Raw genomic sequence first — 13,041 nt, 5'->3', positions numbered from 1 at the left:
GAAATCATGGGCGGGCAAGGCTCACATTGGACACGGCCGCGAGCGGCGCGGTAGCGACATGGCCGGATTCGATCCACACGCAGCCGCGGGCCACCCGGGCATCGCGCATGACCGGCAGCGTGGCGGCGCCCAAGCGCCCCATTGCATCATGCAGCACACCCACGGCAGCGGCTGTCTCCGGATGCACGCTGGCGCACGGACCCTTGGTCAGCGGATGCGATTGCAGTGCCTCGCTGCGGCGGACCACCGCATCGCTGCGATAGATGGCGCGGGTCACGGCAACCTCCAGGCCACTGCCGACTTGCGGCGCCGCGCCCCTAGCCACGGTGACGGTCCTGGAAGCCAGACTGCCGCGCAGTTCATCGAGGGTCGTGAATTCGAAACCGGGCACGGCCATGTCTCCACCCAGCGCCCGCAGCACGCGCCAGCCAGAGTGCGCCGCGCCCGGCAGCTTGCCGGCAGGGAGCGCCTGTTGCTCGATGCCTTCGAGGTTGGTCAGGCTGGCCTCGGTCTCAGGGAACGCGCCGATTGGCAGCAGCACGTCGGCCACGGCCTTGAGCGATTCGCTGGCATAGGCGTTCAGCGCGATGACCTTGGCGGCGCCCAGCGCTTCCATCGTCGCGCGTGGGTCCACCACGTCCAGCGCCGGCTCGATGCCATGCACGAGGTAGGCGCCGCGGCGTTCACGGAGCATGTCCCGCGCACCGCGCTTGGTCGGCAACACGCCGAGGCGCGACAGGCCCACGGCATTGGCACCCTGCGGGATCCGGCACAGCTTGGCACCAACGCGCCGGGCGAATGCGACGGCGGCGGCCCGGATGGCAGCCGCATACGGCCCATTTTCCGCCACTTCGCCGATCAGGACCGCGGCACGGGCGGCCTCGCCGATGTCGAGCTCGGCCAGCGCAGCAGCGAGCTTCGAGGGCGGCACGATCTGCTTGCCGGCGCTGCCGAAGGTGAAATCGAAATCCACCGGATTGACCACGAACACCCGCGCACCCGCCTTCCATGCCTTGCGGATGCGCTGGTGCAACAGTGGCACCTCGTGGCGCAGGTTGCTGCCGATGATGATGATCGCGTCGGCCGTGTCGATCTCCGCCACCCGCATGGCAAATGGCTCGGCCACGGCGCCGTCGGACAGGTCGAGCTGGGCGATGCGGTGGTCGATGTTGCCGCAGCCCAGGCCTTCGGCCAGGCGCGCCAGCAGCTCACCCTCCTCGTTCGAGGTCGCCGGGTGCACCAGCATGCCAAGGTCGTCGCCACGGTGGTCGCTGAGGATCTGCACGGCGCGCGCCAGCGCTTCGTCCCAACTGGCTTCACGCAGCTGGTCGCCCTCGCGCACCATCGGCGCCACGGCACGGTCGTCGCTGTACAGCCCGGCGCGGGCGTAGCGGTCGCGGTCGGACAGCCAGCATTCGTTGACCGCTTCGTTGCCGCGCGGCACGCAGCGCAGGACCTCGCCCCGGCGGGTGTGCAGGAACAGGTTGCTGCCGAGCGCGTCGTGGTAGCCCAGCGACGGCCGCGCAATCAGCTCCCACGGCCGCGCCTTGAACCGATACACCTTGTCGGTCAGCGCGCCGACCGGACAGACATCGATCACGTTGCCGGACAGCTCGGTGGTCAAGGGCTTGCCATCAAAGGTGCCGATCTGCAGGTTTTCGCCACGGTACATCCCGCCCAGTTCGTAGGTGCCGGCGATTTCGGCCGTCACCCGGATGCAGCGGGTGCAGTGGATGCAGCGGGTCATGTCGCTGGACACCAAGGGACCGAGGTTCTCGTCGGCCACCGATCGCTTGCTCTCGACGAAGCGGTTGACCGAACGCCCGTAGCCCAGCGCCAGATCCTGCAGCTCGCATTCGCCGCCCTGATCGCAGACCGGGCAGTCCAGCGGGTGGTTGATGAGCAGGAATTCCATCACGTTGCGCTGTGCCTGCATGGCCTTGGCGTTGTGCGTGAAGATCTTCATGCCGTCCATCACCGGCGTGGCGCAGGCTGGCGACGGCTTGGGCGCTGGGCGACCACCGACTTCGGTATCGACCATGCACATGCGGCAGTTGGCCGCGATCGGCAACTTGGGGTGGTAGCAGAAGCGTGGGATCGGAATCCCGGCCTTGTCAGCGGCCTGGATGATCATCGAGCCCTTCGGTGCAGCTAGCTCGATCCCGTCGATGAAGACGGTGACCTGGTCCGGTGGCAGGCTCGGGTTGACGGGATCAACCATCACGCCACCCCCTGCACGGGCTTGGCCAAGGTGCCTGCACGTTCGTCGTCGACATAGAACCGCTTGTTCACGATGGCGTATTCGAATTCGTGCCAGTAATGCCGCAGGAAGCCCTGCACCGGCCACGCCGCGGCCTCGCCGAAGGCGCAAATGGTGTGGCCTTCGATCTGTCCGGCCGCCGCGCGAAGCATCTTGAGGTCATCGAGGTTGGCCTGGAAGTTGGCGATGCGGTTGAGCATGCGGTTCATCCAGCCGGTGCCTTCGCGGCAGGGCGTGCACTGGCCACAGCTCTCGTTTTTGTAGAAGCGGCTGATGCGTTGGCAGGCGCGCACCATGCAGGTGGTCTCGTCCATCACGATCACCGCGCCAGAACCCAGCCCCGATCCGGCGTTCTTGATGCTGTCGTAATCCATGGTCAGGCCCATCATCACCTCGCCCGGCAGCACCGGCATCGAGGACCCACCCGGAATCACGGCCTTGAGCTTGTGGCCATTGCGCACGCCGCCGCACAATGCAAGCAGGTCCTTGAACGGGATGCCCATCTTCACTTCGTGATTGCCGGGGTTGTTGACGTGCCCCGACACCGAGAAGATCTTGCAGCCCCCGCTGTTGGCGATGCCCTGGGCCATGAACCACTCGGGACCATTGCGGATGATCGCCGGCACCGAGGCGTAGGTTTCGGTGTTGTTGATCGTGGTCGGCTTGCCGTACAGCCCGAAGTTGGCCGGGAACGGCGGCTTGTAGCGCGGCTGGCCCTTCTTGCCTTCCAGCGACTCCATCAGCGCGGTTTCCTCGCCGCAGATGTACGCGCCCGCGCCGAGTGCGTTGTAGATGTCGATATCGATGCCGGAATCGAGGATGTTCTTGCCCAGCCAGCCGTGCTTGTAGGCCTCGGCCAGCGCCTCTTCGATATGCTCGAACGGCTCCAGATGGAACTCACCGCGCATGTAGTTGTAGGCCGCGCGGGTGTTGGTGGCGTAGCAGGCGATCGCCAGGCCCTCGATCACCGAATGCGGGTTGTAGCGCAGGATGTCGCGGTCCTTGCAGGTGCCCGGCTCGGATTCGTCGGAATTGCACAGGATGTACTTCTCGCCTTCATGCTTGGGCATGAAGCTCCACTTCAGCCCGGTCGGGAAACCCGCGCCACCGCGACCGCGGAGGCCCGAGGCCTTGACGATATCGATCACCTGCGCCGGCGGGATTTTCTCGGTCAGGAGCTTGCGCAATGCCTGGTAACCGCCGGTCTTGAGGTAATTCTCGTACGACCACGGGCGATCGAAATGCAGCGTGGTGTAAACCGCCTGATGTTCTTTCGGCGCCGGACCGACCGGGCCCGTGGCTTCCGAGTAGTAGGTGTGTCCGATCATTACTTCAGCCCGTCCAGCAGCGCGTCGACCGTCTGCGGCGTGAGTTTCTCGTGGTAGTGGCCGTTGACCACCGCCACCGGTGCGCCACAGCACCCGGCCACGCACTCTTCCTCGCAGCGCAGGTACACCCGACCATCCGCCGTGGTCTCGCCCAACTTCACGCCAAGTTTCTTTTCGGCATGGGCGACCAAGTCTTCGGCACCGTTGAGCCAACAGCTGATGTTGGTGCAGAACGAGACGCTGTTGCGCCCGACCGGTTCCAGTTCGAACATCGAATAGAAGCTCGCGACCTCGTAGGCCCAGACCGGAGGAATGCCGAGGTACTTGGCCACCGCTGCGATCAATTCATCGGTCAGCCAACCGCCGTTTTGCTCTTGCGCGGCAAACAGGCCCTGCAGCACCGCCGAACGCTTCTGCTGGGCCGGGAACTTGGTCAGCCAATGGTCGATGTGGCCGCGGGTGGCGTCCGACAGCGCCACCATCGGGTCGACGCTGCGGCAGGCTTCGAAATTGCCGGTGGCCTTCATCGGGAAACCTCCTCCTGCGTCGCCACAGCGATGCCAGCGCTAGGCGTGCGGTGCCGTGGCGACCGGGGTTTGCCCGGGTGCAAATGCGGATCGACGCGGTGCCGCGCAACAACGCGATGGCAAGCAGGGGCACGCAGGCTCATCGATCCACCTCACCAAATACCAGGTCATACGTGCCGATCATCGCCACCACGTCGGAGAGCATGTGGCCCTTCACGATCTCATCCATCGAGGACAGATGGGCGAAGCCCGGCGCGCGCAGGTGCACGCGGAACGGCTTGTTGGCGCCATCGCTGACCAGATAGCAACCGAACTCGCCCTTGGGCGCTTCCACCGCGGCGTAGGTCTCGCCGGCCGGCACGCAATAGCCTTCCGAGAACAGCTTGAAGTGGTGGATCAGCGCTTCCATGCTGTGCTTCATTTCGGTGCGGCTGGGCGGCGCGACCTTGTAGTTGTTGACCATCACCGGGCCGGGGTTGGCCTTCAGCCACTTCACGCACTGGGCGATGATGCGGTTGGACTGGCGCATCTCGGCCACCCGCACCAGGTAGCGGTCATAGCAGTCGCCGTTGACGCCCACCGGGATGTCGAAATCGACCTCGGCGTACTTCGCGTAGGGCTGCTTCTTGCGCAGGTCCCATTCGATCCCGGAGCCGCGCAGCATCGGACCACTCATGCCCCAGGCCTTGGCCTGCTCGGGGGTGACGACGCCAATGCCGACCGTGCGCTGCTTCCAGATGCGGTTCTCGGTCAACAGGGTTTCGTATTCGTCGATGCGGTCCGGGAAGGTTTCGGTGAATCGCTGCAGGTAATCCAGCAGCGAGCCTTCACGCGCTTCGTTGAAGCGCTTGAGCTTGCTGCCCTTGTGCCAGGGCGATTCCTTGTACTTGGGCATGTGGTCCGGCAGGTCGCGGTAGACCCCGCCCGGGCGGTAGTAGGCCGCGTGCATGCGCGCGCCGGAGACCGCCTCGTAGGTGTCCATCAACTCTTCGCGCTCGCGGAAGGTGTAAAGGAACACCGCCATTGCGCCGAGATCCAACCCGTTCGAACCCAACCACATCAGATGGTTGAGGATGCGGGTGATCTCATCGAACATCGTGCGGATCCACTGCCCGCGCTCGGGCACCTCGATCCCCACCAGGGTTTCGATGGCGCGCACGTAAGCGTGCTCGTTGCACATCATCGAGACGTAATCGAGCCGGTCCATGTACGGAATCGACTGGTTGAACGGCTTGGATTCGGCCAGCTTCTCGGTGCCACGATGCAGAAGGCCGACGTGCGGATCGGCCCGGCGCACCACTTCGCCGTCCATTTCCAGGATCAGGCGCAGCACGCCGTGCGCGGCCGGGTGCTGGGGGCCGAAGTTCAGGGTGTAGTTGCGGATTTCCTGACGCGCTTCGGCGGGATTGCTCGCAAACGGCTCCGGGCTCGGGGAAACGGGCGCGTTCATCGGCGGGTCTCCCGGTCGAGGATGCGATGCGTGGCTTCCTCTTCCGCGGTCGGGAAGCGGCTGTCGTCGCGGATCACGCGGGCCACGCCCACCCGCGGGGACACGCTGGTGACCGGCGCGTAGACCACGCGCTTGCGCTCGGCATCGTAGTGCACCTCGACGTTTCCGATCAGCGGGAAGTCCTTGCGGAACGGATGGCCGATGAAGCCATAGTCGGTAAGGATCCGGCGCAGATCCGGATGGCCATCGAAAATCACGCCATACAGGTCGAAGGCCTCGCGCTCGAACCAGTCCGCGCCGCGCCAGATGCCGGTGACCGAAGGCACCACGGGAAGGCCGTCGTCAGGAGCAAAGCAACGCAGGGTCAAGCGCTGGTTGTTCCTGATCGACAACAGTTGGAGCACGACCGCGAAACGCCGGGTCGGACGTTGGTCGGGGGCGATGCCTATCGTTGTCGATGCCTGATGGCTGGGCTCTTCACCCCAATTGAAGCGGCCTGGGCCGTAGCCTTCCGCGCCGCGCCCGAAGCCGTGCCATGATGCCTCGGTGCTGTCCCACTCGTCGTTGCCGTAGCCAAGGTAGTCCACCCCGCACAGGTCGATGAAGGTGTCGAAACCGAAGCTGTCGCGGAGTTCGGTGGCCGCCGACAACCAGCCATCCGGGGACAGGTCCAGCGTCACCTCACCGCGCGGCTGCGCGACCTTGACCGCATCAACGCCGAATCGCGCACCCAGCGCTTCCACCAGGGACGCGCTCATGCCCGCGTGCCCTCGGCCTTGGGCGCCTTCGAGAAGGGATTTTGCTCAAGGCGACGGATTTTCTTCTGCAGTTGCAGGATGCCGTAGACCAGCGCTTCAGCGGTCGGCGGGCACCCCGGCACGTAGACATCCACCGGTACCACACGGTCACAGCCGCGCACCACCGAATAGGAATAGTGGTAATAGCCGCCACCGTTGGCGCAGCTGCCCATCGAGATCACCCACTTGGGGTCGGGCATCTGGTCATAGACCTTGCGCAGCGCCGGCGCCATCTTGTTGACCAAGGTGCCGGCCACGATCATCACGTCGGACTGGCGCGGCGACGGCCGGAACACGACGCCGTAGCGGTCAAGATCGAGGCGCGCCGCACCGGCGTGCATCATTTCCACCGCGCAGCAAGCCAGGCCGAAGGTCATCGGCCACATCGAGCCGGTACGCGCCCAGTTCCAGAGGGCGTCCATGCTGGTGGTGACGAAGCCATTCTGCTGCAGCGGATTGCCATCGCCCACCCGCAGGATGTCATCCAGTCGCCCCTCGGGCAGCGGATTGTTGGCAAGATCCAGTACGCCTTGGACGAGGTTGCTCATTCCCACTCCAGCGCGCCGCGCTTCCACACGTACGCGAAACCGATCACCAGCAACACGAGGAAGGTGCCCATCTCGACGAGGCCGAATACCCCGAGTTCGCGGAACACCAGCGCCCACGGGAACACGAAGGCGATTTCCAGATCGAACACGACGAACAGGATCGCGACCAAGTAGTAGCGCACGTCGAACGGCATGCGCGCGTTCTCGAATGCTTCGAAGCCGCACTCGTAGGGCGAGAGCTTCTCGGGACTCGGGCGCTTGGTGCCCAGCACGTTGCCGATGATGATCAGCGCGATGCCGATCCCGGTGGCGACGATCAGAAACAGCAGGGGGGGCAGATACTCGGCCAGCACGCTTGCCTCATGCGGAGTTCGATGGCCCGACGACAACCGGAGCGTCGGTCAACAGCCGCGTATTCTACCCGCCGTGATGCGGCGCGGGCCAGACCCGCACCATGTTTTCAGCCCAGACTTTGACTTGACGCAAATACACCCCCCACTTGTCGAGAACGGTTCGCATTGCATCGGCAATGCGGTCGATCCGGCTGCCCGCTGAGTGCAGGGAAGAGGTTGGCCGGAGCGTCCATCGGGTCCGGAACATGCCCGGACCCGACTCGGGAATCAGCCCCCGATCACGTCCACGCCCGCCGGCGGCTTGAAGCTGAAGGTGCCAGCAGCAAAGGTCGGGTTGCGCTTCCAACCGCTGAACTGGATCTCGGTACGCTGCCCGAGCGCATCTTCGTATTCCATCCGCAGCAACTGATTGCGGATGAAACCGATCCGCGCGCTGCGGAAACCGGCCTCGGCGGAGCGCGGCCTGATCGTCATCCAATCGATGCCATCGGCATCACCGCCTTCCTGGACGATGAAATCGCGATCGAGGCGAGTCGGGTCGAGCAGGATGGCGAGCGGACTGCTGGCCTCCTCCACGCCTTGCGGGCGACGACTGACTTGCTTCAGGTCGGGATCGAACACCCACACGGTCTTGCCATCGGCGACGATCAACTGCACATACGGCTGCCGGTATTCCCAGCGGAACAGGTTCGGCGTGGACATGGCAACCCGCCCGGAACTGGTGTCCTTCTTGCGCCCCTGCGGGTCGAACACGTCCTGCTTGAACTGTCCGTCCAGACCGCGCAGGCCGGCAGAAAATGCCTTCAGATCATCGCGCGCACCGGCGTGTGCGAACCCGGAGCAAAGCAACAAACCGGCAACAGCAGCGGAAGCAAGCATGTTCATGGTGCGTAATCCGACGTGATTGCGACCAGTGTGCGGGATGGTCGCTGAATCAAGCGAGAGCGCGCCACGGCATGTGCGTGGCAGTTGGCGATTCCATGCAGCCCGAACGTGCGACGACACATGCGTGGCGAAACGATCACTTGGCCACTGAATCCTTCGGTGCACCTAAGGATTCCACCAACTTAGGCAGATCGATGAAATGGGTGAAATTCATCGCACCCGTGGTCACGGCGGGCGAGTCGAAAATCTGCTGCCCCGCAACCTCGCCGAGCATCTTGAATGCATCGCTGAACGCCGTGCCGCCCTCGTAGCGGAATGCCTTGCCGGCTTCGTCCCTGCAATAATCCGTCAGCAGCTTCTCCACCAGGGACGCCATCCGGGAGTCGATCTGCGCATGCTGGTCAGAGCTCATCCGCGCGTACTGGCTGATCTGCGGGTTGTAGGCCAAGGCCGAGAAGATCCATTCCACGAGTTCCTGCTTGTCCGCATCGGTCGAGCGCTCGACCATGCACTTTCCGAGCGCCTCGCCGTAGGGCCCCGCAGTTGCCGCAGGGGCAACTGCGCAGAGCAGCAGTGCGATGCACAACGCGCGCTTCTTCATGATCGGTCTCGTGCTTGAAATCAGGGCGGCCGCATTATGCACTGCATACGCGCCGTGGGCCGCAGGCTCGCGACACTTCAACGCGGCGGCGGCGCCAGCACGGCGCGATCGCCGTTGTGCTCGGGTGCGCTGACCACGCCGGCGGCTTCCATCGCCTCCATCAACCGTGCCGCCCGGTTGTAGCCGATCTTGAGCCGACGCTGCACGCCGGAAATCGACGCGCGGCGGGATTCGGTGACGATCTGCACGGCTTGGTCGTAGAGCGGGTCGCCTTCCGGATCGCCGCTGGCCGGCGCCTCCGGCAAGCCACCGGCACCGACGCTGCTGCCGTCGTACATCGTCTGTGACTCTTCCAGCACGCCTTCGATGTAATCCGGGCCGGTACTGCCCTGCTTGAGATGCTCGACCACGCGATGCACTTCCTCGTCGGAGACGAATGCACCGTGCACGCGCTCGGGCAATGCGGTGCCGGGCGGCAGGTAGAGCATGTCGCCATTGCCCAGCAGGGTCTCGGCGCCGGACTGATCGAGGATGGTGCGGCTATCGATCTTGCTGCTGACCTGGAATGCAATCCGGGTGGGGATATTGGCCTTGATCAGGCCGGTGATCACGTCCACCGACGGCCGTTGGGTGGCGAGGATCAGGTGGATGCCGGACGCACGCGCCTTCTGCGCGAGACGGGCGATGAGTTCCTCGACCTTCTTGCCGACGATCATCATCATGTCGGCAAATTCGTCGATGAAGACAACGATGAAGGGCAACGGCTCCAACGTCGGCGGTGCCATGCCCGCATCCGGATCGCCCTTGAACAACGGGTCCAGCATGGGCTGGCCGGCGTTGATGGCGTCCTTCACCTTCTTGTTGAACCCGGCGAGGTTGCGCACGCCCACCGCGCTCATCAATTTGTAACGACGCTCCATTTCCGCCACGCACCAGCGCAGGCCGTTGGCAGCTTCCTTCATGTCGGTGACGACAGGTGCCAGCAAGTGCGGAATGCCTTGGTAGACCGACAATTCCAGCATCTTCGGGTCGATCATCAGCATCCTCAGGTCTTTCGAGGAGGCCTTGAACAACAGGCTGAGCACCATCGCATTGACTGCCACCGACTTGCCGGAGCCGGTCGTGCCCGCCACCAGCAGATGCGGCATGCGCGCCAGGTCCGCCACCACCGGCTGGCCGCTGATGCCCTTGCCCAGCGCCAATGTCAGCGGGCTGGACGATTTGTCGTATTCGTTGGAGTCGAGCAATTCCGACAGGTAAATCATTTCACGGCGGGAGTTCGGGATCTCGATCCCGATCACCGACTTGCCGGGAATCACGTCGACCACGCGCACCGATTTCACCGACAGGCCGCGCGCAATATCCTTGTCCAGCGAAGAAATCTGGCTGACCTTCACGCCCGGCGCCGGCTGCACTTCGAAGCGGGTGATCACCGGGCCCGGTTGGGCTTCCTTCACCTCGACATCGATGCGGAAATCCTTGAGCTTGAATTCGATCTGCCGCGACAGCGTTTCAAGCGTCTCGGCGTCGTAGCCCTTGGGCTGCAGCTTGGGCGGATCGAGCAAGGACAACGACAGGCGATCCGAGCCCGTACTGCCACCGGAAAACAGTGGGATCTGCTGTTCGCGCTTGGCACGATCACTCTTTTCAACCACCGGCGTCGCCGGCGGCTCGATCTTGACCTTGTCACGCTTGGCGCGCAGTTCGCTGTCGGCGCGACGCGCCTCCTCGCGCTCCTCGCGCAACGTGCGTGCTTCGTTCCACTCGCTCGCGGTCTTCGCGCCCTGCCGCGCGCTGCGATCCAGCAGACTCGGAAGGGCCAGAATCCAGGCACCGATCCGATCCATCACCAGCAGCCACGACAAGCCGGTTGCCAGGGTGACCGATATCAGGAACAAGGTGACCAGGAACAGGTTCGCCCCGACCGGCCCGAAACCATGCAGCAGCGAGCGCCCGGTGAGGGTGCCGAGGATGCCGCCGGGGCCTGCGGAATAGTCATTGGCAGCCACGTCGCGCAGGAACAGCAGGCCGCAACTGGCGACCAGGAAACCGACGATGCCGACCAAGCGCAACGCCGGCCCGAGATCGGCATGGCCATCGCCATCACTGTCCATGCCGAACAGCGCAATCCACGCGATCACGCCGAGCACGACCGGCAACAGGAAGGCGACATAGCCTGCCAGGAACAGCAGGAAGCTCGCAATCCACGCCCCAGCGATTCCGCCGAGGTTGTGGACCGGCAACAACAGGCTGCCGCCGCGGTCCCAGCCGGGATCCGCAGGCGTGTAGGTCACCAGGCTGACCAGCAGATACAGCAACAGCGGCGCAATCGCGATCAGCGCAAGGTCACGCCACAGTCTGGACGGTGACGATGGTCGATCGTCGCCGCCTCGCGGCGGCGCTTTTCGACCGGGTTTGCGAACGTCGGCTGCCGCTTTCGCCACCTGCTATCTGACCTCAGGAATACTTCGCACCTGATTGATAATACGTCAAAGTTCCATGCCATGCAGCGCCGGATGGACGATCTTCCCGGCTTCCACATTGATCCCCTTCAACAAGGCCGCATTGCTGCGCCATGCATCGCCGGAAGCAGCCAGCCGGTTGACCCACGGCAGGATCGCCGCGCAGATCGCCTGTGACGAGGTCTGCGGCACTGCGCCCGGCATATTGGTCACGCAGAAATGGGTCACGCCCTCCTCAACATAGGTTGGCTCCTTCCAGTTGGTCGGACGCGAGGTTTCGAAGCAACCGCCTTGGTCAATCGCAATATCCACCACCACGCTGCCTGGCTCCATGCCGGCGATCATTTCTCGACTGAGTACGTGTGGTGCACGCGCGCCGGTCACCAGCACCGCGCCCACCACCAAGTCGGCCGAGGCCACTTCGCTGGCGACAAGGTCATGGTACGGATACAGCGCGGTCACGTTGTTGCCGAGGCGGCGCATCTCGTCCATGCGGTCGTGGCGCATTTCGAACACGGTGACATTGGCTCCGGCGGCGGCGGCGAGCGCGGCGGATGCACCACCGGCCTTGCCGGCACCGAACACCACCACCTTGCCGCGCTCGGTCGCGGCCAAGCCTCCCAGCATCTTGCCCTTGCCGCCCATCGGCTGGTGCAGCAGATGGGTGCCGACCTGGGTCGCCAGGGTGCCGGCGATCACCGACATCGGCGCCAGCAGCGGCAGTTCGCCGTCGGCCAGTTCCACCGTCTCGAAGGCAACACCAGTCAGGCCGATTTCAAGCAAGCGCTTGGTCAAGGCCGGTTCAGCGGCCAAGTGCAGATAGCAGAACAGCAGGTGATCCTTTCGCAGGAGTTGCAGGTCGCCGGCGATCGGCTCCTTGACCTTGACGATCATCTCGCCCTTCTCATACAGGGCCGCGGCATCCGGCGCGATCTTCACGCCGAGACGGGTGTATTGCTCGTCGACGAAGCCGGACTGTATGCCCGCACCCTGCTCCAGCCACACCTCGTGGCCACGCTTGACCAAATCGCCGGCAGCAGCCGGAACGAGCGCAACGCGCCCTTCCAAAGTCTTGGTTTCCTTCGGTACGCCGATACGCATGTCCTGCTCCTGTCGATGTCTGGTGTTGTTGCGAGGGTGAATCTGTTCCAGCCGCAGACGGCTGTATTGCGCCGGGCATGCCTTGTAAGGTGGCGCAGCGGCCGCCAAGCTAAGGGCAGACCGTAAAATCCGTGAATCCCGTCAATTATAGGAACATTGCACCCCGCCATGAGCACCCGTCGCCACCTTCGCCTGTTGATCCTCGGCTCCGGCCCCGCCGGCTGGACCGCCGCGGTCTACGCCGCCCGCGCCAACCTCAAGCCGGTGGTCATCACCGGCATGCAGATGGGTGGCCAGCTGACCACCACCACCGAGGTCGACAACTGGCCCGGCGACGCCCACGGCCTGATGGGGCCCGCGCTGATGGAACGCATGCAGGCGCATGCCGAGCGCTTCGAAACCGAAGTGGTGTTCGACCACATCCACACCGCCGACCTGTCGCAGCGGCCCTTCCTGCTGGTCGGTGATTCCGGCGAATACACCTGCGACGCACTGATCATCGCCACCGGCGCCACCGCGCGCTACCTCGGCCTGCCTTCCGAAGAGGCCTACAAGGGCCGCGGTGTCTCCGCCTGCGCGACCTGCGACGGCTTCTTCTACAGGGATCAGGACGTGGCGGTGATCGGCGGCGGCAACACCGCGGTCGAAGAAGCACTGTACCTGTCCAACATCGCCCGCAAGGTCTACCTGGTCCATCGCCGCGACACCCTGCGCGCGGAAAAGATCATG

General features: G+C 64.5%; 11 protein-coding genes and 1 pseudogene. 1 reads left to right on the top strand and 11 read right to left on the bottom strand.

Annotated elements, in window-relative coordinates:
* Positions 1 to 4: 4 nt before the first annotated feature.
* From nuoG to ald, 11 genes and pseudogenes are all read right to left on the bottom strand, one after another.
* The gene (nuoG, locus tag IT472_RS05615) at positions 5 to 2,224 is read right to left on the bottom strand and encodes an NADH-quinone oxidoreductase subunit NuoG (RefSeq protein ID WP_297179615.1); all 2,220 of its coding nucleotides are present in this window, start codon (positions 2,222 to 2,224) and stop codon (positions 5 to 7) included.
* A complete protein-coding gene (gene nuoF / locus IT472_RS05610) occupies positions 2,221 to 3,588 on the bottom strand; it encodes an NADH-quinone oxidoreductase subunit NuoF (RefSeq protein WP_297179612.1) in 1,368 nt (455 codons plus the stop codon). The genes nuoG and nuoF overlap by 4 nt, the downstream gene beginning before the upstream one ends.
* Entirely contained in the window at positions 3,588 to 4,115 is a 528-nt protein-coding gene (gene nuoE / locus IT472_RS05605) for an NADH-quinone oxidoreductase subunit NuoE (RefSeq protein WP_297179608.1), read from the bottom strand. The genes nuoF and nuoE overlap by 1 nt, the downstream gene beginning before the upstream one ends.
* Before the next feature lie 139 nt (positions 4,116 to 4,254).
* Positions 4,255 to 5,565, bottom strand: a complete 1,311-nt coding sequence (locus IT472_RS05600) for an NADH-quinone oxidoreductase subunit D (protein WP_297179606.1) — start codon at positions 5,563 to 5,565, stop codon at positions 4,255 to 4,257.
* Positions 5,562 to 6,323 carry an NADH-quinone oxidoreductase subunit C gene (locus tag IT472_RS05595; RefSeq protein ID WP_297179602.1) on the bottom strand — a complete coding sequence of 254 codons (762 nt, stop codon included), beginning with the start codon at positions 6,321 to 6,323 and terminating at the stop codon, positions 5,562 to 5,564. Before IT472_RS05595 ends, IT472_RS05600 begins: the two co-directional genes overlap by 4 nt.
* A complete protein-coding gene (locus IT472_RS05590) occupies positions 6,320 to 6,910 on the bottom strand; it encodes an NADH-quinone oxidoreductase subunit B (protein WP_297179599.1) in 591 nt (196 codons plus the stop codon). Before IT472_RS05590 ends, IT472_RS05595 begins: the two co-directional genes overlap by 4 nt.
* The gene (ndhC, locus tag IT472_RS05585) at positions 6,907 to 7,263 is read right to left on the bottom strand and encodes an NADH-quinone oxidoreductase subunit A (RefSeq protein ID WP_297179597.1); all 357 of its coding nucleotides are present in this window, start codon (positions 7,261 to 7,263) and stop codon (positions 6,907 to 6,909) included. Before ndhC ends, IT472_RS05590 begins: the two co-directional genes overlap by 4 nt.
* Positions 7,264 to 7,530: 267 nt before the next feature.
* Entirely contained in the window at positions 7,531 to 8,148 is a 618-nt protein-coding gene (gene lolA / locus IT472_RS05580) for an outer membrane lipoprotein chaperone LolA (protein WP_297179595.1), read from the bottom strand.
* A 136-nt stretch (positions 8,149 to 8,284) separates the two neighbouring features.
* Entirely contained in the window at positions 8,285 to 8,749 is a 465-nt protein-coding gene (locus IT472_RS05575; RefSeq protein WP_297179593.1) for a hypothetical protein, read from the bottom strand.
* A 77-nt stretch (positions 8,750 to 8,826) separates the two neighbouring features.
* Positions 8,827 to 11,109 (bottom strand): annotated as a pseudogene (locus tag IT472_RS05570) (DNA translocase FtsK 4TM domain-containing protein); the annotation flags it as partial.
* Positions 11,110 to 11,238: 129 nt separating this feature from the next.
* A complete protein-coding gene (gene ald / locus IT472_RS05565) occupies positions 11,239 to 12,312 on the bottom strand; it encodes an alanine dehydrogenase (protein WP_297179591.1) in 1,074 nt (357 codons plus the stop codon).
* Positions 12,313 to 12,480: 168 nt separating this feature from the next.
* On the opposite strand from ald, the gene IT472_RS05560 reads away from it, so the two are divergent.
* On the top strand, positions 12,481 to 13,041 hold a 561-nt coding region (locus IT472_RS05560), incomplete at its 3' end, for an FAD-dependent oxidoreductase (RefSeq protein WP_297179589.1).

Source organism: Thermomonas sp. (assembly GCF_020850895.1).
In the GTDB taxonomy this organism is placed as follows: Bacteria; Pseudomonadota; Gammaproteobacteria; order Xanthomonadales; family Xanthomonadaceae; genus Thermomonas.
This window is presented reverse-complemented; position numbering and strand designations above follow the sequence as displayed.

Bases quoted from the DNA above. Each gene is read 5' to 3' on its own strand.
- nuoF (WP_297179612.1), bottom strand. From the start codon at position 3,588: ATGATCGGACACACCTACTACTCGGAAGCCACGGGCCCGGTCGGTCCG.
- nuoE (WP_297179608.1), bottom strand. From the start codon at position 4,115: ATGAAGGCCACCGGCAATTTCGAAGCCTGCCGCAGCGTCGACCCGATG.
- IT472_RS05600 (WP_297179606.1), bottom strand. From the start codon at position 5,565: ATGAACGCGCCCGTTTCCCCGAGCCCGGAGCCGTTTGCGAGCAATCCC.
- IT472_RS05595 (WP_297179602.1), bottom strand. From the start codon at position 6,323: ATGAGCGCGTCCCTGGTGGAAGCGCTGGGTGCGCGATTCGGCGTTGAT.
- IT472_RS05590 (WP_297179599.1), bottom strand. From the start codon at position 6,910: ATGAGCAACCTCGTCCAAGGCGTACTGGATCTTGCCAACAATCCGCTG.
- lolA (WP_297179595.1), bottom strand. From the start codon at position 8,148: ATGAACATGCTTGCTTCCGCTGCTGTTGCCGGTTTGTTGCTTTGCTCC.
- IT472_RS05575 (WP_297179593.1), bottom strand. From the start codon at position 8,749: ATGAAGAAGCGCGCGTTGTGCATCGCACTGCTGCTCTGCGCAGTTGCC.
- ald (WP_297179591.1), bottom strand. From the start codon at position 12,312: ATGCGTATCGGCGTACCGAAGGAAACCAAGACTTTGGAAGGGCGCGTT.